Genomic DNA, 24,391 nt, shown 5'->3' with positions numbered 1-24,391 from the left:
TGCGACTTATGTCGACAGCTAACTTCAAGGAGTTCTTATGAACACGCATTCATCCTCTGTTCCCCTGACGGACGGCCAACAGGCAGCTCAGGAACGACTGGAAACCCCCGAGGGGCGCCGCGAATTCTGGCGAGCGACATTTTCCTGCTGGTTAGGCACGACAATGGAATATGCCGATTTTGCGCTGTATGGCCTCGCCGCAGGCATTATCTTTGGCGACGTCTTTTTTCCTGAAGCCACACCAGTTATGGCGCTACTTTCCGGCTTCGCCGCCTATTCCGTCGGGTTTATAGCACGCCCCATCGGCGCGCTGTTGTTCGGCTGGATAGGCGACCGTCATGGCCGGAAGACTGTCATGGTTATCACTATCGGGTTAATGGGCATGTCGACCATGTTGATCGGTTTAATTCCCAGCTACGCCCAGATTGGCGTTTGGGCGCCGGTATGCCTGGTCATCTTACGATTTTCCCAGGGGCTGGGCGCCGGGGCAGAGCTTTCAGGCGGCACCGTCATGCTCGGTGAATATGCCCCAGTTAAGCATCGCGGACTGGTCTCCTCGATTATCGCTCTGGGCTCAAATAGCGGAACATTGCTGGCTTCTTTAGTCTGGCTCATCGTACTGCAAATGGATAAAGACGCCTTGCTAAGCTGGGGATGGCGCATCCCTTTTCTTTGCAGCTTCCTCATCGCCGCCGCAGCACTGTTTATTCGCCGCCATATGCGTGAAACGCCCGTCTTTGAGCGTCAAAAAGCACTCCTGCAAGCCGAGCGAGAGAATGCGCTTCGCCAGGGTCAGGAGATGCAACAGTATGACACCCGTAGCTTCTGGCAACGCACCAGAGCGTTCTGGACCATGGTCGGATTACGCATCGGCGAAAATGGCCCCTCCTATCTGGCCCAGGGATTCATCATTGGCTATGTTGCCAAAGTGCTGATGGTTGATAAATCTGTCCCCACTGTTGCGGTATTTATCGCCTCTATTCTGGGATTTGCCATTATTCCGCTGGCGGGTTGGCTTTCTGACCGATTTGGCAGACGTATCACTTACCGTTGGTTCTGTCTGCTACTGATTCTGTACGCATTTCCGGCATTCATGCTGCTGGATTCTCGTGAACCGTGGATTGTTATCCCGACGATCATTACCGGAATGGGGCTCGCTTCGCTGGGCATTTTCGGTGTTCAGGCTGCATGGGGCGTTGAGCTTTTCGGTGTGACCAACCGTTATACTAAAATGGCTTTCGCAAAAGAGCTGGGGTCCATTATGTCTGGCGGTACGGCGCCACTTGTCGCCTCGGCGCTGCTCTCATTTTACGGACACTGGTGGCCTATCGCCGTCTATTTCACCCTGATGGCCGCAATTGGGCTGGTGACGACTTTCTTCGCGCCAGAGACTCGTGGGCGGGATCTCAACTTGCCCGAGGATGCAATTTGAGGCCAGAGAACGTGAGGTGCGCGTTCTTTACCAAAGATTTTTGGGTCATAACGCCTTATGCTGTCTGGAAAAAAGATCACTCTGAACTCAATCAGGTAGGTGCCTTGTGACCCAATCACATTCACAACGCGTAACACGTTCTGATGTTGCAAAAGAAGCGGGAACATCTGTCGCTGTTGTCAGTTACGTTATTAATAACGGTCCGCGCCCCGTCGCCGAAGCGACCCGACAGCGCGTATTGCAGGCCATAAAAAAAACCGGTTATCGACCTAATGGTATAGCGCGCGCCCTGGCTTCAGGCAGCACGCAAACCTATGGACTCATTGCGCCAGACATCTCTAACCCGTTTATCGCCTCAATGGCGCATGCCCTGCAACGTGAAGCATTTTCTGATGGGAAAGTGCTCCTGCTGGGCGATGCGGGCGACAACAGCGGACGTGAGCGTGAACTGATTAACAATATGCTACACCGTCAGGTCGACGGGCTTATCTATACCAGTGTTGACCGGCATCCCTATATTGAGCTGATTCAGGAGAGCGGAACCCCCTGCGTCATGCTGGATCGCGTGGACACTGGGTTGAATGTCAGTGTTATTCAGGTAGATGAACAACTGGCGGCCTGGCAGGTGACGAAGCATCTGATTGATCACGGTTACCGCGATATTGGCATTATTTGTGGTCCGCGTGAAATGTTGAACACCCAGGATCGTATCCGGGGATGGCAGCTAGCGCTGGAAGAGTCATCGCTAATTATCAACCCCTCCTGGATCTTTTCGACTAACTATACCCGCGCCGGAGGTTACGAGGCGACAAAACGCATGTTGCAAGGTAAACCACCGCGCGCGCTGTTCGCAACCAATGAACAGCAGGCGCTTGGCTGTTTACGCGCTCTGGCAGAACAAGGATTACGCGTTCCACAGGATGTGGCGCTGGTCTGCTTTAACGCAACACAAGAATCGGCTTACAACGTACCTTCCCTGACCGCCGTCCGACAGCCTGTCGATAAAATGGCTCGTGCGGCAATTGATATGTTGAAAAACTGGGATGGAGAAGTTCGCCGCGTTGAATTTGAGTTTTTTTTACGAGTGGGAGAGTCGTGTGGCTGCCAGGGACATGAAGTACAACCTGAAACCAGATAAAAATAAATCTATGCGCGTGATTATCGACTGCGATCCGGGTAATGGTATTCCCGGCGCCAATATCGATGACGGCCTCGCGCTGGCACTCGCCATTGCCGCGCCGCAAATCTCTCTGGAGATGATCACAACGGTGGCTGGTAATACACCGGTAGAAATCGGATATGCAGTAGCCAAAGATTTCGTTCAACAATTAGGTGTACCCGTTTCTGTCTACCGTGGCGCCGCACGCGCGCTCAGAGAAGATCCGCAGCCCTGGCGGGAAAAGCTTGATCATGGTGTAGACCAATATGGCTTACGCCAACTCTGGGCTGACGTCCCCGTTCCGCAGACATACCAGACCACGAAGCCTCTTGCGCCTGAGGCGATAGGTGAGCTGATATGCAATAACCCCGGTGAGATAACGTTGGTCGCAACAGGCCCACTCACCAACGTCGCCATTGCTCTACAGCTCTATCCGCAGCTCGTTCATGCGGTGAAGAATATCGTGATCATGGGCGGAGTATTCAATGTTCCTGGCTACCTGAAAGACACTAATTTTGGCCTTGATCCAGAAGCAGCTCATGCCGTACTCACCAGCGGTGCGCCGGTCACATTGGTTCCGATGGATGTCACGACAAAAACCCAAATGCTTCATACCGATTTGGATCGTCTGGCTGCGGCAGAAAACGTTCTTGGTCGCTATCTGGAGAAAACCATTCGCCCGTGGATCACCTACTCTATGCAGACCCGCAATCTGCCTGGCTGCTGGATCCACGATGTTCTGACGATCGCCTGGTTGCTTGATCCCTCGCTCGCCGCAACGACAGAAGATTTTCTGGACGTCTCGCTTGAAGGCCTTACTCGTGGTATGACCTGTCGTTATGGACGTGACACATTACGCCTGGACGTGGGAATACCCGAGCCCAAAGGCGCGATGATAAAAATTCTACAGACTATCGATAACCATCAACTTCTTTCGCTGATTGAACACTACATCCATCGCTACGGCGCATAGCGATGCTGCACAGAAAAAGAAGATATTCGCGCAGTGTGTAAGGTTATGTTTTTCTGGAGGAAAAATGAATACGTTAGCACTCATCCTCTCTGGTGAAGGAGAACCAATTTTAATTACATTATGCAAAATTTGCGTCGCTTTTTTCCTGGGAGGAATCATCGGGCTTGAAAGAGAATCAAAGGGAAAGCCTGTCGGGTTTAAAACATGTGTGATTATTTCAGTAGCCAGTTGTGCCCTGACCATTGTTTCGATTCAATCAGCGGAGTATTACGCTGAGATTTCAATGAATATCCGTAGCGATCCTATGCGCCTGGCCGCACAAATCATCAGTGGCGTGGGTTTTCTCGGTGCCGGGGTTATCCTCCATCGCCATGATGATGCGATATCCGGGCTAACAACCGCAGCCATCGTCTGGGCTTCTGCTGGCATAGGAATTACCAGCGGAGCCGGTTTTTATCTTCATGCCCTGCTTGCCACAGGGTTATTTCTGCTGGCTATAAAGCTCAGTTATTTTGTGATCTTTTTACAAACAAAAAACCAGCTCCCCGGCAAAGTAAAAATCCGCATTATTCTTGACGAAAAATCAGGGCTACAAACGCTGGTAGAAAGTATTAATCAGCAAAAAAGCATTATTGAGACCATTACTATCCGCGATGTAAAAAAGGGAAAAATAGAGGTCAACCTTAAGGTTGTGATCAGAAAAAAAATAACCTTGCCCGAACTGTACAGCAACCTTTCTACGCTCGAACACGTCTGCGCTATCGCGCTGGAACACTGAAAAACACGAGTATAAAACAAACTTCTTGACCTTCCCCTTGATGGAAGGTTTACCCTTTATCACAGTCAGTTAATCCTGTCATAAAGGAGTGTGTTATGTCTCAAACTATCGACCTGACCCTGGACGGTCTGTCCTGTGGTCACTGCGTCAAACGCGTGAAAGAAAGTCTTGAACAACGTCCTGACGTTGAACAGGCGGACGTCACGGTAACCGAAGCGCACGTTACCGGCAGCGCCAGCGCCGAAGCGCTTATTGAAACCATTAAACAAGCCGGTTACGGCGCGGAGTTAAGCCACCCAAAGGCTAAACCGCTGGCGGAGTCATCAATCCCGTCGGAAGCACTGACAGCGGTTCCCCCTGAGCTTCCGGCAGCGACGGCCGATGATGAAAGCCAACAGCTGCTGTTAAGCGGCATGAGCTGCGCCAGCTGTGTTTCCCGGGTGCAAAACGCATTGCAAAGCGTACCGGGCGTCACACAGGCACGGGTAAACCTGGTGGAACGCACTGCGCTGGTAATGGGCAGCGCGTCCGCCGCAGATTTAGTGCAGGCGGTAGAGAAAGCTGGCTACGGCGCAGAAGCGATCGAAGATGACGTTAAACGCCGCGAACGCCAGCAGGAAACCGCACTCGCTACCATGAAACGCTTCCGCTGGCAGGCGATTGTCGCGCTGCTGGTCGGCGTGCCGGTGATGGTCTGGGGGATGCTCGGCGACAACATGATGGTCACCGCCGATAACCGTAGCCTGTGGCTGGCAATCGGCCTGGCGACCCTTGCCGTGATGGTTTTTGCGGGCGGACACTTCTACCGCAGCGCATGGAAAAGCCTGATGAACGGCACCGCCACGATGGATACGCTGGTGGCGCTCGGCACCGGGGTGGCCTGGCTCTACTCGATGAGCGTCAACCTGTGGCCGCAGTGGTTCCCGATGGAAGCGCGCCATCTCTATTATGAAGCCAGTGCGATGATCATCGGTCTGATCAACCTCGGACACATGCTGGAAGCCCGCGCGCGCCAGCGCTCTTCTAAGGCGCTGGAAAAATTGCTCGACTTAACCCCGCCGACGGCGCGCGTGGTCACTGATGACGGTGAAAAAAGCGTACCTCTGGCGGATGTACAGCCGGGCATGTTGCTGCGTCTGACCACCGGCGACCGTGTGCCGGTAGACGGTGAAATCACTCAGGGCGAAGCCTGGCTGGATGAAGCGATGCTCACCGGCGAACCGATCCCGCAGCAGAAAGGCGAAGGCGACAGCGTTCACGCCGGAACCGTGGTGCAGGACGGCAGCGTGCTGTTTCGCGCAAGCGCAGTCGGCAGCCATACCACCCTGTCGCGCATTATTCGCATGGTGCGCCAGGCACAGAGCAGCAAACCGGAAATCGGTCAGCTTGCCGATAAAATCTCCTCGGTGTTCGTGCCAGTCGTGGTGGTGATTGCCCTGGTGAGCGCAGGTATCTGGTATGTCTTTGGGCCGGCGCCGCAAATTGTTTACACGCTGGTGATCGCCACCACCGTCCTGATTATCGCCTGTCCGTGTGCGCTGGGTCTGGCGACACCGATGTCGATTATCTCGGGCGTGGGGCGAGCAGCTGAATTTGGCGTCCTGGTACGCGACGCCGACGCGCTGCAACGCGCCAGCACGCTGGACACCGTGATATTTGATAAAACCGGTACGCTGACGGAAGGTAAACCGCAGGTCGTCGCCATCAGGACATTTGGCGATACCGATGAGGCGGGCGCCTTACGTCTGGCGGCCGCGCTGGAACAAGGCTCCAGCCACCCGCTGGCGCACGCTATCCTGGAAAAAGCCGCCGACGCCGCCCTGCCTCAGGTGAATAACTTTCGGACGTTACGTGGCTTAGGCGTTAGCGGCGAAGCGGACGGGCATACGTTGCTGTTAGGCAATCAGGCGCTGCTGAATGAACAACAGGTTGTCACGACCGCAATGGACGCTGAAATTTCAGCACAGGCTTCTCAGGGGGCAACGCCCGTATTGCTGGCGATTGACGGAAAAGCCGCGGCGCTGCTGGCGATCCGCGATCCGCTGCGCAGCGACAGCGTCGCAGCGCTTCAGCGCCTGCACCGCGCCGGGTATCGTCTGGTGATGTTAACCGGGGATAACCCGACCACCGCCAACGCCATTGCCAAAGAAGCCGGGATTGATGAGGTGATCGCGGGCGTGCTGCCGGACGGTAAAGCCGATGCGATTAAGCGTCTGCAAAGTCAGGGACGTCAGGTCGCAATGGTCGGCGATGGCATCAACGACGCACCGGCGCTGGCGCAGGCGGATGTCGGCATCGCGATGGGCGGCGGCAGCGACGTGGCGATTGAAACTGCGGCGATAACCCTGATGCGCCATAGCCTGATGGGCGTGGCGGACGCGCTGGCCATCTCACGGGCGACCCTGCGAAACATGAAGCAGAACCTGCTCGGCGCGTTTATCTATAACAGCATCGGCATCCCCGTTGCCGCCGGGATTCTGTGGCCGTTCACCGGCACGCTGCTTAACCCGGTTGTGGCAGGCGCGGCAATGGCGCTTTCCTCAATTACCGTGGTGAGCAACGCCAACCGGTTGTTGCGCTTTAAACCAAAAGAGTAAGGCGCCTTATCGCCGGGTGGCGCTAACGCTTATCCGGCCTACGCAGCACTCTCATCGTAGGCCGGATAAGATGCTTTTGCGTCGCCATCCGGCATTTCACGCATTGCACCTTCCAGAGCCACACGCTAGCATGGTTTTCCACTAAGGGAGGGCGTATGGATCTGTTATACCGGGTAAAAGCGTTATGGGCTGCACTGCGCGGCAACCATTATACCTGGCCTGCCATCGACATCATGTTACCCGGCGATCGCTGTTTTCATCTTGTGGGCAGTATTCACATGGGAACGCGCGATATGGCCCCCCTTCCGGCAAAACTGCTTAAAAAGCTCAGGCAGGCGGACGCGCTGATTGTTGAAGCCGATGTTTCAGGCAACGATTCGCCTTTTACCGACCTGCCTGCCTTTGCCGACCTGGATGAGCGAATTAGCGACGAGTTACGTCAGCGCCTGCATAAAATCACCCATGAACTGGGCATTTCCCCTTCTCTCTTTTCGACCCAGCCGTTATGGCAAATCGCCATGATATTGCAGGCGACTCAGGCGCAACAACTGGGGCTGCGACCGGAATACGGTATTGATTACCAGTTGCTGAAAACGGCAAAACAGGCGCAAAAACCGATCATCGAACTGGAAGGCGCTTCCAGCCAGATCGATCTGCTGTGCCAGCTCCCTGATAACGGACTGGCGCTACTGGATGATACCCTGACGCACTGGCATACCAACGCCAGACTGCTGCAACAGATGATGAGCTGGTGGCTGAAATCGCCCCCGCAGAATAATGCTATTTCATTGCCGAATACCTTCAGTCAGTCGCTGTATGATGTGCTGATGCATCAGCGAAATGTCGCCTGGCGGGAGCGTCTGCATGCCATGCCGCCGGGTCGGTATGTCGTGGCGGTCGGCGCGCTTCATCTTTACGGGGAAGGCAATTTGCCTGCGCTAATGCGTTAAAAAAATGGCCAATATTTCTATTGGCCCGTCAAAGAGGAATTTCATCGTTATTATTATGCCAGGACGTAGCGCCCTAGTTATGTCGATTGTCGCTCAAAGTCACCATCCTGCCAATACTATTGCGCAAGATGGTACTATTTTTTAGACCACCATCAGGCGTATGCTTTAAGGGTATTTTGTCTGGGCCAGGAATAATTGCTATGACACCCGCCGTAAAATTACTCGAAAAAAACAACATTACTTTTCAGATCCACGCCTACGATCACGATCCGTCAGAAACCAATTTTGGCGATGAAGTGGTGCGCAAATTAGGCCTGAATCCTGATCAGGTTTACAAGACGCTGCTGGTTGCCGTAAACGGCGATATGAAGCACCTGGCGGTCGCGGTAACGCCCGTTGCCGGACAGCTGGATCTGAAAAAAGTAGCGAAAGCGCTGGGGGCTAAAAAGGTCGATATGGCCGATCCGATGGTCGCCCAACGGACGACAGGTTATCTGGTCGGCGGCATCAGCCCGCTGGGGCAGAAAAAACGGCTGCCGACGCTGATTGACGCACCGGCCCAAACGTTCGCCACCATTTATGTTTCCGGCGGCAAACGCGGGCTGGACATCGAGCTGGCGGCGGGCGATTTAGCCAAAATTCTGGATGCGAAATTCGCCGATATCGCTCGCCGGGATTAAGCGATTTTAGAATGATTGCCTGATGGCGCTACGCTTATCAGGCCTACAAACCGCATTGACCCGTACCGGCACTACGCCCTGTTACTGCCAGCTGACTTCGCCCTTCGGCTCATACGCGCTGGCATCCAGCGGTGAGTTCTTCTGCACGTACTCTTTCAGCACTTCCGCATCAATAAACCCGGTATTCACGTATCCCGGTTTATTATCAATTTGCGGATACCCGTCGCCGCCCGTCGCATTGAAGCTCAGCGTCGCCATCCGGTAGGTTTTCGCCGGATCAACAGGCTCGCCTTTAATTTTCAGGTCATGAAGTTTGCCGTCTTTCGCCACAAAACTGACGTTCGCAAACTGCGGATACGCCCCGGAATCCGGCTTCATCTGCGCGACGGCGGTCAGGTAATCAATTACCTCTTTACCGCTCATGTCGACATAGACCACAACGTTGCCAAACGGCTGCACCTTGAGCACGCTTTTATAGGTAATGTTGCCGCCTTCAATGGAGTCGCGAATCCCCCCGCCGCTCATCACGCCGAAATCGGCGCTGGTGCGCGCGATTTGCGCGGCCAGAATCAGATGGCCCATATTAGTCTGCACAAAGCGAACTTTGTTGCGATCCCCTTCAAGACGACCATTGACGCTGCCAATCTTCACGTCCAGCTGCGCTTTACCTTTGTTCTGGAATGGCGTCAGAAGCGAGAGCATTTGCTGATTTTCTGAAATTTCCGGGGTGTAAAGTACGCGCTCACTTTTCCCGTTATCCCAGGTGACTTTCTTCTTCAGGTTTACCGGAATGAGCTGATAGTTGACCATTTTCATCTCGCCGTTACGGAACTCAAAGTCCGCGCGGCCAACGTATTTCCCCCACTCATGCGCCTGCACAATCCAGATGCCGTTCTGCTTATCCGGCGCGCAAGGCGTACCCGGCACATAATCAACCTGCTTTTTGTTTTCGGACGCCATGCACACCGGGTCCTGTGAGTGACCACCCACAATCATCGCCAGCGAGCCTTTTGGCAGACTACGCGCCATTTCAACATCGCCCGGCGCGTTCGAACCGTGATCGCCGTTGTCATAGTGCCCCATGTGGGTAGTGGCGATAATGATGTCCGGCTTTTCATTCACTTGCAGTTCCTGAATCACCACCTTCGCCTCTTCGGCCGGTTTACGGAACTCGATATCGGTGAAGAATTCCGGGTTACCGATCTTCGCGGTGTCGTCCGTCGTCAATCCGAGGACGGCGATTTTCAGATCCTGGCGTTTAAAAATAGCCCAGGGCTTGAACAGACGTTCTCCGGTACTCTTTTGGTAGATATTGGCGGAGAGGAAGGGGAATTTGGCCCACTTTTCCTGCTGACGCAGCACGCTGAGCGGATTATCAAACTCATGATTACCGACGGCCATCGCATCGTAGCCAATCAGGTTCATACCACGAAAGTCAGGTTCCGCGTCCTGCAAGTCGGACTCCGGTACGCCAGTGTTAATGTCACCGCCGGAAAGCAGAAGCACGCTGCCGCCTTCAGCCGCAACCTCTTTGCGAATGCCGTCCACCAGCGTTTTTTGCGCCGATAAACCGTACTCGCCGTATTCGCTGCGCCAGAAATGGCCGTGGTGATCGTTAGTATGCAGGATGGTGATTTTATAGGTTTTATCTTTTTCATAAGCCTGAACAGGCTGGCTTGCCAGCGTAAACGCGGCAAACAATGCCAGCGCCACACCCCGTTTCAAAAATTTCATGCTTCTCTCCCTGACTCAATATCAACCGCTGAAATTACAATGATCTGAAATAATAGTCGAAAATGTTTTCAGAATTGAGACTTCCTTCAAACACCGTCCACAGGTATGTTAGTCGAGTAATAATTACAAATTCGATTATCCCCAACATCGCAAACAAAACAGAAGTGACATTCTATGGCAATGAGTGAACCAACCCAGCCGTTAGCGGGCGCCTCTGCTGCGGCGACTAAAGCACGCACCTCGTTTGGCATCTTAGGCGCGATCAGCCTGTCTCATTTGTTGAACGATATGATCCAGTCGCTAATTTTAGCGATTTACCCGCTGCTGCAATCAGAGTTTTCCCTGACCTTTATGCAGATAGGGATGATTACCCTGACCTTCCAGCTCGCCTCCTCCCTGCTCCAGCCGGTCGTCGGATACTGGACGGATAAATATCCCATGCCGTGGTCGCTCCCCATTGGGATGTGCTTTACGCTGAGCGGTCTGGTACTGCTGGCGCTGGCGGGCAGTTTTGGCGCCGTGCTGCTGGCGGCGGCGCTGGTCGGCACCGGTTCTTCGGTATTTCATCCAGAATCTTCCCGCGTGGCGCGTATGGCCTCCGGCGGACGCCACGGGCTGGCGCAATCCATCTTCCAGGTTGGCGGCAACTTCGGCAGTTCGCTGGGGCCGCTACTGGCTGCTGTCATCATCGCGCCATATGGCAAAGGTAATGTGGCCTGGTTTGTATTGGCCGCGTTGCTGGCCATTATTGTGCTGGCGCAGATCAGCCGCTGGTATGCCGCGCAACACCGGATAAGTAAAGGAAAACCGAAGGCGACCATCGTCAATCCGCTGCCGCGCAATAAAGTGATACTCGCCGTTAGCGTGCTGTTAGTCCTGATTTTCTCCAAATACTTCTATATGGCGAGCATCAGCAGCTATTACACCTTTTATCTGATGCAAAAATTCGGATTATCGGTACAAAACGCACAGTTTCATCTGTTTGCCTTCCTGTTTGCCGTTGCGGCTGGAACGGTAATCGGCGGGCCTCTGGGTGATAAAATAGGCCGAAAATATGTTATTTGGGGCTCAATTCTGGGTGTAGCGCCGTTTACTCTCGTTTTACCCTATGCAACCCTGCACTGGACGGGGATTTTAACCGTGATAATTGGTTTTATCCTCGCATCGGCCTTTTCTGCCATCCTGGTGTATGCGCAGGAACTGCTTCCGGGGCGTATCGGTATGGTTTCTGGGCTCTTTTTCGGTTTCGCGTTCGGTATGGGAGGCCTTGGCGCTGCGGTATTAGGCCTGCTCGCCGACCACACCAGTATTGATTTGGTCTACAAAATATGTGCTTTCCTGCCACTTCTGGGGATACTGACCATATTCTTGCCTGACAACCGACATAAAGCCTGATTTTCCTGCGGCCAAAGGTAAACTTTGGTCGCACTCTCTTCCAGTCACCGTAAGCCTTTAGCTCACAGACACCCCGCCAGTTTTCCAATCCGTGCCTTTTTTATTCTAAATTCCACTTTTCATCAAATTTCAACAATTATTCATAAACATAAACATCGAAATTGTCATAAACTATTACCTGGAATTTTGGTTTCTCTGGCGCCATCGTTTGTGAGGCTGTGCGAGCGATGACGCCAGGGCGACCAAAAATGGATCAACATAACGACCAAAGGAGACGGAATGCATCACGCCACCCCGCTTATTACCACCATTGTTGGCGGCCTCGTGCTCGCTTTTATACTCGGCATGCTTGCCAATAAACTGCGTATTTCTCCTCTGGTGGGATATCTGTTAGCGGGCGTTCTTGCGGGGCCATTTACTCCGGGTTTTGTCGCGGATACCAAACTTGCGCCTGAACTGGCGGAGCTTGGCGTAATCCTGCTGATGTTCGGCGTCGGGTTGCACTTTTCATTGAAGGATCTGATGGCGGTAAAGGCCATCGCCATTCCCGGCGCGATCGCCCAGATAGCCGTGGCGACGTTGCTGGGTATGGCGCTTTCAGCGGTGTTGGGCTGGTCGCTCATGACCGGTATCGTCTTCGGGTTATGTCTTTCAACCGCCAGTACCGTGGTGCTGCTGCGCGCGCTTGAAGAGAGACAGCTTATTGACAGTCAGCGCGGGCAAATCGCCATCGGCTGGCTGATTGTGGAAGATCTGGTGATGGTTCTGACGCTGGTTCTTCTGCCCGCCGTGGCGGGAATGCTGGAAAAAGGCGATGTCGGTTTCGCGTCGCTGGCGGTCGATATGGGTATCACCATCGGTAAAGTGGTGGCGTTTATCGCCATTATGATGCTGGTTGGGCGCCGTCTGGTGCCGTGGATTATGGCACGCAGCGCCGCCACCGGCTCCCGTGAACTGTTTACCCTTTCCGTGCTGGCGCTGGCGCTGGGCATCGCCTTTGGCGCCGTCGAGCTGTTCGATGTCTCCTTTGCGCTGGGCGCTTTCTTTGCCGGGATGGTGTTAAACGAATCAGAATTGAGCCACCGCGCCGCGCACGATACGCTGCCGCTTCGCGACGCCTTTGCGGTCCTGTTCTTTGTCTCCGTCGGGATGCTGTTTGACCCGTTAATCCTGATTCAACAGCCGATGGCGGTACTGGCTACGCTGGCCATTATTATCTTTGGTAAATCGGTTGCCGCTTTCTTCCTGGTTCGCCTGTTCGGGCACTCGCCGCGCACCGCGCTGACCATCGCCGCCAGCCTGGCGCAGATTGGTGAATTTGCCTTTATTCTGGCAGGTCTGGGCATGGCGTTGGATCTGCTGCCGCAGGCAGGGCAGAACCTGGTGCTGGCGGGCGCGATTCTGTCGATTATGCTCAACCCGGTGCTGTTTGCGCTGTTAGAGAAATACCTCGCCAAAACGGAAACGCTGGAAGAGCAGACGCTGGAAGAAGCGATCGAAGAAGAGAAGCAGATTCCGGTGGATATCTGCAACCACGCGCTGCTGGTCGGTTTTGGCCGCGTCGGTAGCCTGCTGGGCGAAAAACTGATGGCGGCAGGCATTCCGCTGGTGGTCATTGAAACTTCACGTACCCGCGTGGATGAGCTGCGTGAGCGCGGTATTCGCGCCGTACTGGGGAATGCCGCTAACGAAGAGATCATGAACCTGGCGCATCTGGACTGCGCTCGCTGGCTGTTGCTGACCATTCCGAACGGTTACGAGGCCGGTGAAATCGTGGCCTCCGCCCGCGAGAAATGCCCGCATATTGAGATTATCGCGCGCGCGCATTATGACGATGAGGTGGAATACATCACCGAGCGCGGAGCGAATCAGGTGGTGATGGGCGAGCGTGAAATTGCCCGCACCATGCTGGAGCTGCTGGAAACCCCACCCGCAGGCGAAGTGGTGACGGGTTAAACGGCGTGATGCCGGATGGCGGTGTAATCACCTTATCCGGCCTACGATTTTCTTGTAGGCCCGATAAGCGCAGCGCCATCCGGAAATAACTCAGCGATCCCAGTAAGACTCTTCGAGGCTGTCTTCCCGTTCCGGCAGACCGCGCGTCAACCGCGGGGAATGCTGGTTCAATACCTGATAACTCACACGGTTCGCATACTTACACACCTGCGCCAAAGACGAATAGGTCAGCCAGGTGAATTTATGCTTGCTGGAGTTAGGCACATTGGTGCGGTGATAATTATTGGCGGTAATATCATGTAACAGCGCCGCCAGCGCGCCGTCTCCCGCGCCATTGGTGTTCATAATTTTTTCCGGCCCGCCCATGTACGGGGCGATGTGCGAGTAGACCCGCAGCGGATGGAGACAATCTTTATGCCGCATCGCACGGCTGAACTCATACTGATTAAACTCGGCAATCGCTCCCGGCAGCAGCGGGTGCTGGGTTTTGCGTTTCGCTTCATCTTCGGTAAAGCCCGCCATATACAACCCAATCGGCCCGGCGGTACACAGCACCAGATCCACCCAGTCCAGCGCCTTATCAGACGCCAGCAGCGGATCGTTCTCGCCGGTTAACGCTTCCGCCTCTTCTTCATTCATCGCCAGAATGGAGACATGCTCTTTGAGGAACGCCTGCCACCACTGCGGATTATCGGCGATAACAAACTTCGTCCCCAGGGTCAGCACCACCGGCACATTATGCTTTTTCGCGTACTCAATGGCTTTCATGGTCGCTTCCGGCATCGGCTCGCCCGGTTTACAGCGCACCAGATAGGAGGTCAGCACCAGCGCAGATGCGCCCGCAATCACCGATTCCGGGATGCTCTCCGCCCGAAGCTGGTTCATGTGGCCGGGACTGATGGCGAAAGTACGCTCGCCGGATTCGCCAATCAGCGTAAAGCAGCGGCCAATGGGGCCATCAACCCCTTGCAGGTGGTTGAGGTCGGTACGGCTCGATGTGTTACATAAATAGCGATAGGCGTAGCTGCCAATCTCAATGTTGCTGCACATCACGCCCAGCAGAACGGAGCGATCGTCCGCCAGCACCGAGTAGTTGTGCATGGTGTTACCAATGGTGCCACCGGCAAACTGGTGGGTGATCAGGTTTTCACGCACCAGCTCCTGATACAACGCTTCTGCGACATCATCCTCAATCACCAGAGAATGCCCGGCGCTCAATCCATAACGTTTCACAAAGTCATCATCGACTTTCGCTTCAATATCCACCAGCGTCTGATCGATACCAACCACCCATGACGCGCTGGTTTCATTTTCAGCCTGAATTTGTTGCAACAGCGGGTCACGGGCATTAACGGGGAAATAGTGTTTGGATTTACGTTTACCGGGAAATTTCATGATTGTGTTTACAGGTGGATAACTGAGCGGTGCATGGTAGCACATTCCCCCCTGCCCGCGCGACGAGGCGCGGAGTTTCAATATCGGACGGTGAGATCGCAGTTTATTGGCGATCGCTTTCTACAATGGAGGCATTTCACAAGGAGAGCGTTATGAAGCCAGAAAACAAAATTCCCGTTATCGATCTTATTTCTGCGCAGATGAGGGCCGTCATCAACGTTCATCAGGCGGAGCTGCCGCCGTGGCCTGCGGATGACATTGCGGCGCAGCGCCAGCACTACACCCGCGAGCGCCGGTTCTGGAACGCCGGAGCGCCGCAGATGGCAACGCGGGCGGCGGCGGTTCCCACATCCTACGGCGAGGTCGCCGCGCGTCTGTATTATCCACAGCACAACAACAGGGCAACGCTGTTTTATCTGCACGGCGGCGGATTTATTCTCGGCAATCTGGATACCCATGACCGCATTATGCGGCTGCTGGCGAGCTATACGCGGTGTACGGTCGTCGGCATCGACTATACGCTCTCTCCCGAGGCGCGTTTCCCACAGGCGATTGAGGAGACCGTCGCGGCATGTCGGTTCTTTCATCAACGCGCCGATGAATACGCATTGAACATGGCGCAAATCGGTTTTGCCGGGGATTCCGCAGGCGCTATGCTGGCACTCGCCAGCGCGCTGTGGCTGCGCGATAAGCAGATTGTATGCGGGAACGTGGTCGCCACGCTGCTGTGGTATGGTCTCTACGGGTTACAGGATTCGCCCAGTCGCCGTTTGTTTGGCGGAGAATGGGACGGCTTAACCCGTCAGGATCTGGAGGGGTATGAAAACGCCTATCTGCGTGACGAGCAGGATCGCGAATCCCCCTGGTATTGCCTGTTCAATAACGATCTGACCCGCAATGTGCCGCCCTGTTTTATTGCCGGCGCGGAGTTCGATCCGTTACTTGATGACAGCCGTCTGCTGCACCAGACGCTCCAGGCGCATAATCAGCCCAGTGAGTACCGGATGTACCCCGGCACGCTGCACGCCTTCCTGCACTATTCACGCATGATGAAAACCGCTGACGATGCGCTACAGGATGGCGCGCGTTTCTTTATGGCGCAGTTAAAATAGCCTCAGAGGTACGGTTCGGTCAGCTTCAGCATCATATCGATGTGTTCCGGCGCGGCATTGAGCGCCGGAATGTATTCGTATTTTTTACCACCCGCCTCAAGGAAGATTTCCCGGTTTTGCAACGCGATCTCCTCCAGCGTTTCCAGACAATCCGCCGCAAAACCCGGACACATCACCTGAATATGCCCGGTGCCTTTTTCGCCCAGCATTTTCAGCGTTTCGTCAGTATACGGCGTCAGCCACGGCTCGCGGCCAAAGCGCGACTGGAAGGTCATCATCACTTTTTCTGGCGCCAGACCAAGCGCGGAGACCAGTTCACGGGTAGTATCGCGACAGCGTTGCGGGTAGTCGTCGCCTTCGTCAGCGTAACGCTGCGGGATGCCGTGATACGAGAGCAGCAGCAAGTCCGGCTCGCCATGTTGGGCAAACGAGGCACGGGCGCTATTTGCCAGGGCGGTGATATAGCTATTGTCATCAGCGTAGTCACGAATAAACGAGACGCCTGGAATACTGCGTTTACGCGCCAGAATACGCGCCAGTTCGTCCCAGACGGCCGCCACCGTCGAACAGGAGTATTGTGGGTAGAGTGGCAGCACCACGATGTGATCGACGTGGTTCGCCAGCAGTTCATCGACCGCGCTTTCCAGCGACGGCGAACCGTAGCTCATCCCCAGCGCAACGGGCGTATCCGGGAGACGCTCTGCCAGCGCCTGCTGTTGTTCCCTGCTGTAAACCAGCAACGGCGATCCGCCTTCCTGCCAGATAGACTGGTACAGTTTTGCGACACGCGGCGCGCGCAGCGGCAAAATTACACCACGCAAAAGCGGCCACCACAGCAGGCGAGAAGTATCCACCACGCGCTCATCGCTTAAAAATTGCTTCAGATAGCGTTTAACCGCTTCAGGAGTTGGGGCATCGGGAGTGCCGAGGTTAGCCAGCAGGATACCGGTTTTCGTCTGACGCATTACCGCCTCTTATTGATTCAAATTGTTGATAATTGTAGCGGAAAAGCGAGGAAGAAGAACTAATTGCTGTGAGAGGTAAGATGAGAATTTGCCTGATGGCGCTGCGCTTATCAGGCCTACAAGTCCGTAGGCCCGATAAGCGCAGCGCCATCGGGCAATTTACGGATTAACCGAGGATTTTTTCAAGGTCGGCACGCACATCGGCAACGGCCTGAGTACCGTCCACTTTCGCGTATTTAGTGTTACCCGCTTCCGCTTCTTTCTGGTAGTAACCAATCAGCGGCGCAGTCATCTGATGGTATTCCACCAGACGCTTACGAACGGTCTCTTCCTGATCGTCTTTACGGGTGGTCAGCTCTTCGCCGGTCACATCGTCCTTGCCTTCCACTTTCGGCGGATTGAATTTGATGTGATAAACACGGCCAGACGCCGCGTGCACGCGACGGCCCACGATGCGGTCAACGATCAGCTCGTCCGGTACGTCGAATTCGAGAACATAGTCAACCGCAATGCCCGCTTCTTTCATGGCGTCAGCCTGCGGAATTGTACGCGGGAAGCCGTCCAGCAGGAAACCGTTGCGGCAATCGTCCTGCGCGATACGCTCTTTTACCAGCGCAATCACCAGCTCATCGGTCACCAGCTTGCCGGCGTCCATGATGTCTTTCGCTTGTTTACCCAGCTCGGAGCCAGATTTCACGGCGGCACGCAGCATGTCGCCAGTGGAGATTTGCACAATACCATATTTCTCCATGATGAACTGAGCCTGAGTTCCTTTACCCGCGCCCGGAGCGCCAAGCAGAATGATACGCATTACGAAAATCCCCTTAAAGGTTGTCGATATTTTTTAAAAAAGCGCTAAACGATACCACCATCACGCAATTCGCTCAAGGAAGGCGCCCTGCGCTGAAACGGTTAACGGCGGGAAAATGAAGAAAAAGAGAGGATAAAATAAAAAATGCCCGATGGCGCTGCGCTTATCGGGCCTACATAAGCAACCTGCTCGTAGGCCGGATAAGCATTAGCGCCATCCGGCATGACGCGGTGCCGATTAAGACACCAGCAACTGGTTCATACGACGGATAAACTGGTTCGGATCTTCCAGCGTACCGCGTTCGGCAAACAGCGCCTGATCCAACAGCAGCTCTACCCACTCGTTAAACTGCGCTTCGTCCTGGGTATCCGCCGTGCGTTTCACCAGTACGTGATCCGGGTTGAGTTCAAAGATGTATTTCACTTCCGGCACGGCCTGACCGGCAGCGGCAAACAGCTTCGCCATCTGGGTACTCATCTCGTCAGCGTCGGTGGTGACAATGGCCGGAGTATCGGTCAGACGATGCGTCAGACGCACCTCTTTCACACGATCGCCCAGCAGGGTTTTCACGCGCTCAACGAACGGCGTCAGCGCTTTTTCCGCTTCTTTTGCGCTTTCATCGACTTCATCCGCCAGTTTTTCCAGCGATTCGTCAACTTTAGATACGGACTGGAACGCCTTACCGTCGAACTCGGTCAGGTAATTCATCATCCACTCATCAATGCGATCGGAAAGCAGCAGCACTTCGATGCCTTTCTTACGCAGCAGCTCCAGGTGCGGGCTGCTCTTCGCCGCCGCGTAGCTGTCTGCCGTGATGTAGTAGATCTTCTCCTGCCCTTCTTTCATGCGGGAGATATAATCTTCCAGAGAGACGGTTTGTGCGGAAGAGTCTGTATGCGTTGAGGCAAAGCGCATCAGTTTCGCGATGGCTTCCTGGTTGGCATGATCTTCCGCCGGGCCTTCTTTCAGCACCAGACCAAACTGTTTCCAGAAGGTCTGGTATTTTTCCGCATCGTCTTTCGCCAGTTTTTCCAGCATTTGCAGAACACGTTTGGTCAACGCGCTGCGCAGGTTGCGGGTAACGGTGCTGTCCTGAAGGATTTCGCGGGAAACGTTCAGCGGCAGATCGTTGGAATCAATCAGACCACGCACGAAGCGCAGGTAGTTCGGCATAAACTGCTCGGCGTCGTCCATGATAAAGACGCGCTGTACGTACAGTTTCAGCCCATGCTTGTGATCGCGGTTCCACATATCCCACGGCGCCTGAGACGGGATGTACAGCAGGCTGGTGTACTCCTGCTTACCTTCCACACGGTTGTGGCTCCAGGTCAGCGGGTCGGTGAAGTCGTGAGCAATGTGCTTGTAGAACTCGTTATACTCGTCGTCTTTGATTTCTGACTTGTTACGCGTCCACAGCGCCTGCGCCTTGTTGATTTTCTCCCAGGAGACGATCGTTTCACCGTCTTTTTCTTCCTGTTTTTCAATCTCTACCGGCAGTGCGATATGGTCGGAATATTTACTGATGATGGAGCGTACGCGCCAGTCATCAAGGAACTCGTCTTCGCCTTCACGCAGGTGCAGGGTGATTTCCGTACCGCGATCGTCTTTAGTGATATCCGCGACGGTGTACTCACCTTCGCCCGCCGATTCCCAGAACACGCCGTTTTCCGGCTTATCGCCCGCCGCGCGGGTACGCACGGTCACTTTATCCGCGACGATAAACGCAGAGTAGAAGCCGACCCCGAACTGGCCGATCAACTGGCTGTCTTTCGCCTGATCGGAACCCATGGATTCGAGGAAAGATTTAGTGCCGGATTTCGCAATGGTTCCCAGATGATCGATAACGTCATCACGGTTCATCCCCACGCCATTATCGGCGATGGTCAGCGTACGCTTATCTTTATCGAAGGAGACACGCACACGCAGCTCGCCGTCGCCTTCATACAGATCCGGGTTCGACAGCGCGCGAAAACGCAGCTTGTCCGCCGCATCTGAGGCGTTAGAGATAAGCTCACGCAGGAAAATTTCTTTATTGGAGTACAGAGAATGGATCATCAGGTGCAGAAGCTGTTTTACTTCTGACTGAAAACCACGAGTTTCTTGTCCTTTCATTGGATAAATACCTCAACAATGCCATTTACAAGGTCAAAATGCGTTGAGGGAGAGATGGGGACGGGAAATGAGTTTTCAAGCGGGAGAACGCGAATGTTCTCCCGATTGATTAAAAACGAATCTTATGACGCCCGGCAAGCGAGTGGGACAGCGTGGTGCCGTCGACCATTTCCAGTTCGCCGCCCACCGGTACGCCGTGGGCGATACGGCTGGCTTCAACGCCATATTGCGCGCAAAGTTCGGCAATATAGTTCGCGGTAGCCTCCCCTTCGACCGTCGGGTTGGTCGCGAGGATCACTTCGCTGAGCTGTTCTGACGCCAGACGCTGCTCCAGACGATCGAGACCGATATCGTCCGGCCCGATACCATCGAGCGGCGACAGATGCCCCATCAGCACGAAGTAGCGGCCAGAGAATTGCCCGGTCTGCTCAATGGCGTAGATGTCCGCCGGACTCTCCACCACGCAGATTTGACCGTTTTCCTGACGACGCGGATTCGAACAGATATTGCACACGTCCTGCTCAGTGAAGGTGCGGCAATCGGCACAGTGGCCGATTTCCGACATCGCCCGGGTGAGCGCTTGCGCCAGACGCATCCCGCCGCTGCGGTCACGCTGAAGCAGCGTAAACGCCATGCGCTGCGCTGACTTCGGGCCAACGCCCGGCAGACAGCGCAGTGCTTCCATAAGCTGAGTTAACAGCGGGCTGGTTTGCATCAGAACGGCATCTTAAAGCCAGGCGGCAGTTGCATACCGGAGGAGACAGACGCCATCTTCTCTTTCTGGGTCTCTTCAATGCGACGCGCCGCATCGTTGAACGCCGCAGCGACCAGATCTTCCAGCATCTCTTTGTCGTCTTCCAGCAGGCTTGGGTCGATTTCCACGCGACGGCAGTTGTGCGCACCGTTAATGGTCACTTTCACCAGACCTGCGCCAGACTCGCCGGTGACTTCCAGTTTGGCGATTTCTTCCTGCATCTGCTGCATTTTTTCTTGCATCTGCTGGGCTTGCTTCATCAGGTTGCCCAGACCGCCTTTTCCAAACATAAGCTCTCTCTCTTGATGGTTTACAATCGCAAGCCGGGCTTACGATCAAATGGGGCGAATACTCTCTTCATCCAGATCCGCGTCAAAGAATCGACGCAGCGTCTGAATGTTGTTATCCGCAATAATCGACTCACGCGCCTGCGCAAGTTTCTCTTCATAAATCGCCTGACGCCACTCCAGCGGCGTTCGCACCGCCGGATTATCATCTTCAACGATGGTCAGTTCAACTGTCGTTCCCGTCAGGGCGCTCAATGCTTCCGCCAGCTTTTGCTGCGCGCCAGTGGAGTTAAGGTGTCGCTGCGTGGAGCGCAGATGCAGGCAAATGGTATTGCCGTTCTCCTCTTTCCAGGCGTTTAACGCCACCTGTTCCACCAGCTTCGGCAGGAAGAGCTGGCTAATTTGTGCCGCCCACGGATCGCGTTCAGTCGCTTCCGCGGCCAGTTTGGTCGCCAGTTCCGGTGTTTTTTCATGCTCCAGCGCCTTTTTCAGCGCTTTCGGCGTGGCCACAACCTCTTTTACTTCCACCACCGGATTGGTCGCCTTCCAACGGTAGGCTTCTTTCTTCGTCGGCGTCTGTTCCAGCGCAGACGGCGCCGGACGCGCCTGAACGCGTTCAGAGACAGAGGCTAATCTTTCCAGCGCAGCGTTATTTACCGGCCGCGCGCGGGAAGCGGCTGCCGGTTCACTCTTTTTTGTTTTGGTTGCTCCCTGAGCACGCTGAAGCTGGTTGCGCGCCGCCAGCACCTGGCTGGTGGCATCTGGCAACGGCACCTCCTGGCGTACCGGAGCGGATTGTTGCGAAGGCACCTGCGTCGGCGTCATCACCGCCGTTGGCGCGACCGGCGCAAAAGATTGCTGCGGTCTTTCCGGTTCCGGCAGCGGCATACGTGGGTGGAATGCCAGCGCGCGTAATAGCGTCATTTCAACGCCCATCCGTCTGTCCGGCGCGTAAGGCAATTCTTTGCGACCAATCAACAGCGTCTGGTAATAGAGCTGTATGTCCGCTGGCGGCACGGTTCGTGCCAGTTCACGCATGCGCTGCTCAATCGCCGCCATATCGTTACCCAGCGCGGCAGGCGACAGCTGCACCATCGCAATGCGGTGCAACAGCCCCAGCATTTCGATCAGCAGCGATTCCCACTCAATACCGCGCGCGGCGGCATCATTCACCAGCGACATCACGCGCTCGCCATTGGCGGCAACCACCGCCTCGACCAGCGAAAGCGCCTGGTCATCATCCAGCGTGCCGAGCATCGTGCTCACCGCCTGGGTGGAGACCTGCCCGTCACCGCTGGCGATCGCCTGGTCGGTCAGGCTGAGCGCATCGCGCAGGCTGCCGTCCGCTGCGCGGGAGAGCAGTTGCAGCGCGCGCGGCTCATGCGCGATATGTTCTTCATTAAGGATATGCTCAAGCTGATGGCGAATTTGTTCGACATCCAGCGCCTTGAGATGGAATTGCAGGCAGCGCGACAAAATCGTCACCGGCAGCTTCTGCGGATCGGTGGTCGCCAGCAGGAATTTGACGTGCGCGGGCGGTTCTTCGAGCGTTTTAAGCAACGCGTTGAAGCTGTGCCGCGAGAGCATATGCACTTCGTCGATCAGATAGACCTTAAAGCGGCCGCGCGCGGGTGCGTACTGGACGTTATCCAGCAGGTCGCGGGTATCTTCCACTTTGGTGCGCGACGCGGCGTCGATCTCAATCAGATCGACAAAACGCCCCTGCTCGATTTCCCGGCAGTTGTCACATACGCCGCACGGCGTGGCGGTGATGCCGGTTTCACAGTTCAGTCCCTTCGCCAGCAGACGGGCGATGGAGGTTTTACCGACGCCACGGGTGCCGGAAAAAAGATATGCGTGATGAATACGCCCTAACGACAAGCCGTTCGCCAGTGCGGTCAGCACATGTTCCTGGCCGACGACGTCAGCAAAGGTTTGTGGGCGCCATTTTCGGGCTAAGACCTGATAACTCATTGGCTGGCTCTGAAACGCTGGAAGGTGGATTCATGGGGGGAATGCTAACACAACCTCGCAAATACAGCGAGGTTGTGAGGCTTTATTCGCGACGCTCACCCTTTTGGGCCGCCGCAAGCGGCGTTCAAAACGCAAATGCGTTTTGTCGGGCACTGGCCGGAACCAAAGTGGCGAATAAGATAGCCTGAATCAGTGCCCCGGGAAGGGAACCAGGCTATAACAGGTAATCCCCTGTTTTGCCAGACGCTGCTCACCACCCAGATCGAACAGATTGATGATGAAAGCGGCATCGGTCACTTCCCCACCCAGACGACGGATCAGCTTCACAGTCGCTTCGATTGTGCCGCCGGTCGCCAGGAGATCGTCCACCACCAGCACTTTATCGCCCGGTTTGATGGCATCAACGTGGATTTCAAGCTGATCGGTGCCGTACTCCAGCTCATAGCTTTCAGCGATCGTTTCACGCGGCAGTTTGCGCGGTTTACGCACCGGAACAAACCCGACGCCCAGGCCCAGCGCGACCGGCGCGCCAAACAGGAAGCCACGCGCTTCGGTGCCGACAACTTTGGTGATGCCTGCATTTTTGTATCGTTCAACCAGCAATTCAATGCTGAGCGCATAGGCTTTCGGGTCTTCCAGCAAGCTGGTGACATCACGGAAAAGAATGCCCGGTTTCGGGTAGTCGTGAATGCTTTTAATGCTATTTTTGAGAAACTCAAGCTGCTGTGCAGTCGCGGTCATGGATATATGCCTGCTATTACGGTGTTACTCACGGCGCGAATTAAGGGGGTCAAAGTAACGATTGTTTAACCTTTAACCGTCTGCGCCTGTGCTCGAAAACGGTCGAATTTACTGGCTGCGTAAGACAATTGCAACAGCGATTATTGCGCTTCAGTGCTTTTGTTGCTTTTCATCAATCACCGGTATCCGCCACATAAAAATCAACAGGCAGGCCAGGATCGCCAGCAGCAGTATTCGTACCCACATCATATGCACCAGCCAAAGCGAGATACCGAATGTAATCAATATCAATGCAATAGCGCGTGGTTTCGCCCCCGGCGGCATCGCGCGATGCTTTTGCCAGTGACGCAAATAGCCGCCAAACCAGGAGCGGTAAAGCAGCCAGTCATGAAAGCGCGGCGACGAACGGGCAAAACACCAGGCCGCCAGTAAAATAAACGGCGTAGTAGGCAATAGCGGCAACACGACGCCCAGCGTCCCTAACACTACCGCCAGCCAGCCAATGATGATTAAAATAGTACGTTTCATAATGACAGTACGTAGCACACAAGGCTGCTACTGTAGCATAACAGTTATCATTTTCATC

20 protein-coding genes and 1 other annotated feature are annotated in these 24,391 nt (G+C 54.9%); of the genes, 10 read left to right on the top strand and 10 right to left on the bottom strand.

The annotated features are described in order from the left end of the window. Positions 1 to 37: 37 nt before the first annotated feature. The 7 genes from OGV50_RS06600 (at position 38) to ybaK (ending at position 8,569) form a co-directional block, all read left to right on the top strand. Positions 38 to 1,432: an MFS transporter gene (locus tag OGV50_RS06600; protein WP_286488395.1), complete on the top strand. Its 1,395-nt coding sequence runs from the start codon at positions 38 to 40 to the stop codon at positions 1,430 to 1,432. Positions 1,433 to 1,538: 106 nt separating this feature from the next. Beyond that, a complete protein-coding gene (locus OGV50_RS06595; RefSeq protein ID WP_153258630.1) occupies positions 1,539 to 2,570 on the top strand; it encodes a LacI family DNA-binding transcriptional regulator in 1,032 nt (343 codons plus the stop codon). A 10-nt stretch (positions 2,571 to 2,580) separates the two neighbouring features. Beyond that, positions 2,581 to 3,564, top strand: coding sequence for a nucleoside hydrolase (locus OGV50_RS06590; protein ID WP_410741243.1), 984 nt, complete (start codon positions 2,581 to 2,583; stop codon positions 3,562 to 3,564). 64 nt (positions 3,565 to 3,628) lie between these two features. Further along, positions 3,629 to 4,342: an MgtC/SapB family protein gene (locus OGV50_RS06585; RefSeq protein WP_047458375.1), complete on the top strand. Its 714-nt coding sequence runs from the start codon at positions 3,629 to 3,631 to the stop codon at positions 4,340 to 4,342. Positions 4,343 to 4,437: 95 nt separating this feature from the next. Next, positions 4,438 to 6,939 (top strand): copper-exporting P-type ATPase CopA, encoded by a 2,502-nt coding sequence (gene copA, locus OGV50_RS06580; RefSeq protein ID WP_286488394.1) that lies wholly within the window; start codon positions 4,438 to 4,440, stop codon positions 6,937 to 6,939. Between the two features lie 155 nt (positions 6,940 to 7,094). After that, entirely contained in the window at positions 7,095 to 7,889 is a 795-nt protein-coding gene (locus OGV50_RS06575) for a TraB/GumN family protein (protein WP_047458383.1), read from the top strand. A gap of 200 nt (positions 7,890 to 8,089) precedes the next feature. Further along, positions 8,090 to 8,569 (top strand): Cys-tRNA(Pro)/Cys-tRNA(Cys) deacylase YbaK, encoded by a 480-nt coding sequence (gene ybaK / locus OGV50_RS06570; protein WP_012133493.1) that lies wholly within the window; start codon positions 8,090 to 8,092, stop codon positions 8,567 to 8,569. An 81-nt stretch (positions 8,570 to 8,650) separates the two neighbouring features. Here ybaK and ushA read toward each other — a convergent pair whose 3' ends face one another. After that, positions 8,651 to 10,303: a bifunctional UDP-sugar hydrolase/5'-nucleotidase UshA gene (gene ushA / locus OGV50_RS06565; RefSeq protein ID WP_049008802.1), complete on the bottom strand. Its 1,653-nt coding sequence runs from the start codon at positions 10,301 to 10,303 to the stop codon at positions 8,651 to 8,653. 174 nt (positions 10,304 to 10,477) lie between these two features. Between ushA and fsr the strand changes: the two genes are divergently transcribed. Then, the gene (gene fsr / locus OGV50_RS06560; RefSeq protein WP_012133495.1) at positions 10,478 to 11,698 is read left to right on the top strand and encodes a fosmidomycin MFS transporter; all 1,221 of its coding nucleotides are present in this window, start codon (positions 10,478 to 10,480) and stop codon (positions 11,696 to 11,698) included. A gap of 279 nt (positions 11,699 to 11,977) precedes the next feature. After that, entirely contained in the window at positions 11,978 to 13,654 is a 1,677-nt protein-coding gene (gene ybaL / locus OGV50_RS06555; protein WP_012133496.1) for a YbaL family putative K(+) efflux transporter, read from the top strand. Positions 13,655 to 13,744: 90 nt separating this feature from the next. On the opposite strand, the gene gsk is transcribed toward ybaL, so the two are convergent. Continuing rightward, on the bottom strand, positions 13,745 to 15,049 hold the full coding sequence (gsk, locus tag OGV50_RS06550; RefSeq protein WP_047458391.1) for an inosine/guanosine kinase: 1,305 nt from the start codon (positions 15,047 to 15,049) through the stop codon (positions 13,745 to 13,747). A 152-nt stretch (positions 15,050 to 15,201) separates the two neighbouring features. Here gsk and aes point away from each other — a divergent pair, with 152 nt between their 5' ends. Next, positions 15,202 to 16,161: an acetyl esterase gene (aes, locus tag OGV50_RS06545; protein WP_200091575.1), complete on the top strand. Its 960-nt coding sequence runs from the start codon at positions 15,202 to 15,204 to the stop codon at positions 16,159 to 16,161. A gap of 2 nt (positions 16,162 to 16,163) precedes the next feature. Here aes and hemH read toward each other — a convergent pair whose 3' ends face one another. From hemH to OGV50_RS06505, 8 genes are all read right to left on the bottom strand, one after another. After that, on the bottom strand, positions 16,164 to 17,126 hold the full coding sequence (gene hemH / locus OGV50_RS06540) for a ferrochelatase (protein WP_200091571.1): 963 nt from the start codon (positions 17,124 to 17,126) through the stop codon (positions 16,164 to 16,166). A gap of 166 nt (positions 17,127 to 17,292) precedes the next feature. Then, positions 17,293 to 17,937: an adenylate kinase gene (gene adk / locus OGV50_RS06535; RefSeq protein ID WP_012133500.1), complete on the bottom strand. Its 645-nt coding sequence runs from the start codon at positions 17,935 to 17,937 to the stop codon at positions 17,293 to 17,295. Positions 17,938 to 18,174: 237 nt separating this feature from the next. Then, on the bottom strand, positions 18,175 to 20,049 hold the full coding sequence (gene htpG, locus OGV50_RS06530; protein WP_012133501.1) for a molecular chaperone HtpG: 1,875 nt from the start codon (positions 20,047 to 20,049) through the stop codon (positions 18,175 to 18,177). Positions 20,050 to 20,158: 109 nt separating this feature from the next. After that, positions 20,159 to 20,764 (bottom strand): recombination mediator RecR, encoded by a 606-nt coding sequence (recR, locus tag OGV50_RS06525; protein WP_012133502.1) that lies wholly within the window; start codon positions 20,762 to 20,764, stop codon positions 20,159 to 20,161. Then, positions 20,764 to 21,093 carry a YbaB/EbfC family nucleoid-associated protein gene (locus OGV50_RS06520; protein ID WP_001515903.1) on the bottom strand — a complete coding sequence of 110 codons (330 nt, stop codon included), beginning with the start codon at positions 21,091 to 21,093 and terminating at the stop codon, positions 20,764 to 20,766. Before OGV50_RS06520 ends, recR begins: the two co-directional genes overlap by 1 nt. A 45-nt stretch (positions 21,094 to 21,138) precedes the next feature. Further along, positions 21,139 to 23,064 carry a DNA polymerase III subunit gamma/tau gene (gene dnaX, locus OGV50_RS06515; RefSeq protein ID WP_200091562.1) on the bottom strand — a complete coding sequence of 642 codons (1,926 nt, stop codon included), beginning with the start codon at positions 23,062 to 23,064 and terminating at the stop codon, positions 21,139 to 21,141. After that, positions 21,742 to 21,806: a sequence feature (DnaX frameshifting element), on the bottom strand. Its footprint overlaps the gene before it by 65 nt. Positions 23,065 to 23,253: 189 nt before the next feature. Continuing rightward, on the bottom strand, positions 23,254 to 23,805 hold the full coding sequence (gene apt, locus OGV50_RS06510) for an adenine phosphoribosyltransferase (protein WP_012133504.1): 552 nt from the start codon (positions 23,803 to 23,805) through the stop codon (positions 23,254 to 23,256). Positions 23,806 to 23,955: 150 nt separating this feature from the next. Beyond that, a complete protein-coding gene (locus OGV50_RS06505; protein WP_012133505.1) occupies positions 23,956 to 24,333 on the bottom strand; it encodes a DUF454 family protein in 378 nt (125 codons plus the stop codon). Positions 24,334 to 24,391: the final 58 nt, after the last annotated feature.

Origin of the sequence: Citrobacter sp. CK180, from assembly GCF_030333655.1 — a bacterium.
In the GTDB taxonomy this organism is placed as follows: Bacteria; Pseudomonadota; Gammaproteobacteria; order Enterobacterales; family Enterobacteriaceae; genus Citrobacter_B; species Citrobacter_B koseri.
This window is presented reverse-complemented; position numbering and strand designations above follow the sequence as displayed.

Bases quoted from the DNA above. Each gene is read 5' to 3' on its own strand.
- OGV50_RS06600 (WP_286488395.1), top strand. From the start codon at position 38: ATGAACACGCATTCATCCTCTGTTCCCCTGACGGACGGCCAACAGGCA.
- OGV50_RS06590 (WP_410741243.1), top strand. From the start codon at position 2,581: ATGCGCGTGATTATCGACTGCGATCCGGGTAATGGTATTCCCGGCGCC.
- OGV50_RS06585 (WP_047458375.1), top strand. From the start codon at position 3,629: ATGAATACGTTAGCACTCATCCTCTCTGGTGAAGGAGAACCAATTTTA.
- copA (WP_286488394.1), top strand. From the start codon at position 4,438: ATGTCTCAAACTATCGACCTGACCCTGGACGGTCTGTCCTGTGGTCAC.
- OGV50_RS06575 (WP_047458383.1), top strand. From the start codon at position 7,095: ATGGATCTGTTATACCGGGTAAAAGCGTTATGGGCTGCACTGCGCGGC.
- ybaK (WP_012133493.1), top strand. From the start codon at position 8,090: ATGACACCCGCCGTAAAATTACTCGAAAAAAACAACATTACTTTTCAG.
- ushA (WP_049008802.1), bottom strand. From the start codon at position 10,303: ATGAAATTTTTGAAACGGGGTGTGGCGCTGGCATTGTTTGCCGCGTTT.
- fsr (WP_012133495.1), top strand. From the start codon at position 10,478: ATGGCAATGAGTGAACCAACCCAGCCGTTAGCGGGCGCCTCTGCTGCG.
- ybaL (WP_012133496.1), top strand. From the start codon at position 11,978: ATGCATCACGCCACCCCGCTTATTACCACCATTGTTGGCGGCCTCGTG.
- gsk (WP_047458391.1), bottom strand. From the start codon at position 15,049: ATGAAATTTCCCGGTAAACGTAAATCCAAACACTATTTCCCCGTTAAT.
- aes (WP_200091575.1), top strand. From the start codon at position 15,202: ATGAAGCCAGAAAACAAAATTCCCGTTATCGATCTTATTTCTGCGCAG.
- hemH (WP_200091571.1), bottom strand. From the start codon at position 17,126: ATGCGTCAGACGAAAACCGGTATCCTGCTGGCTAACCTCGGCACTCCC.
- adk (WP_012133500.1), bottom strand. From the start codon at position 17,937: ATGCGTATCATTCTGCTTGGCGCTCCGGGCGCGGGTAAAGGAACTCAG.
- htpG (WP_012133501.1), bottom strand. From the start codon at position 20,049: ATGAAAGGACAAGAAACTCGTGGTTTTCAGTCAGAAGTAAAACAGCTT.
- recR (WP_012133502.1), bottom strand. From the start codon at position 20,764: ATGCAAACCAGCCCGCTGTTAACTCAGCTTATGGAAGCACTGCGCTGT.
- OGV50_RS06520 (WP_001515903.1), bottom strand. From the start codon at position 21,093: ATGTTTGGAAAAGGCGGTCTGGGCAACCTGATGAAGCAAGCCCAGCAG.
- dnaX (WP_200091562.1), bottom strand. From the start codon at position 23,064: ATGAGTTATCAGGTCTTAGCCCGAAAATGGCGCCCACAAACCTTTGCT.
- apt (WP_012133504.1), bottom strand. From the start codon at position 23,805: ATGACCGCGACTGCACAGCAGCTTGAGTTTCTCAAAAATAGCATTAAA.
- OGV50_RS06505 (WP_012133505.1), bottom strand. From the start codon at position 24,333: ATGAAACGTACTATTTTAATCATCATTGGCTGGCTGGCGGTAGTGTTA.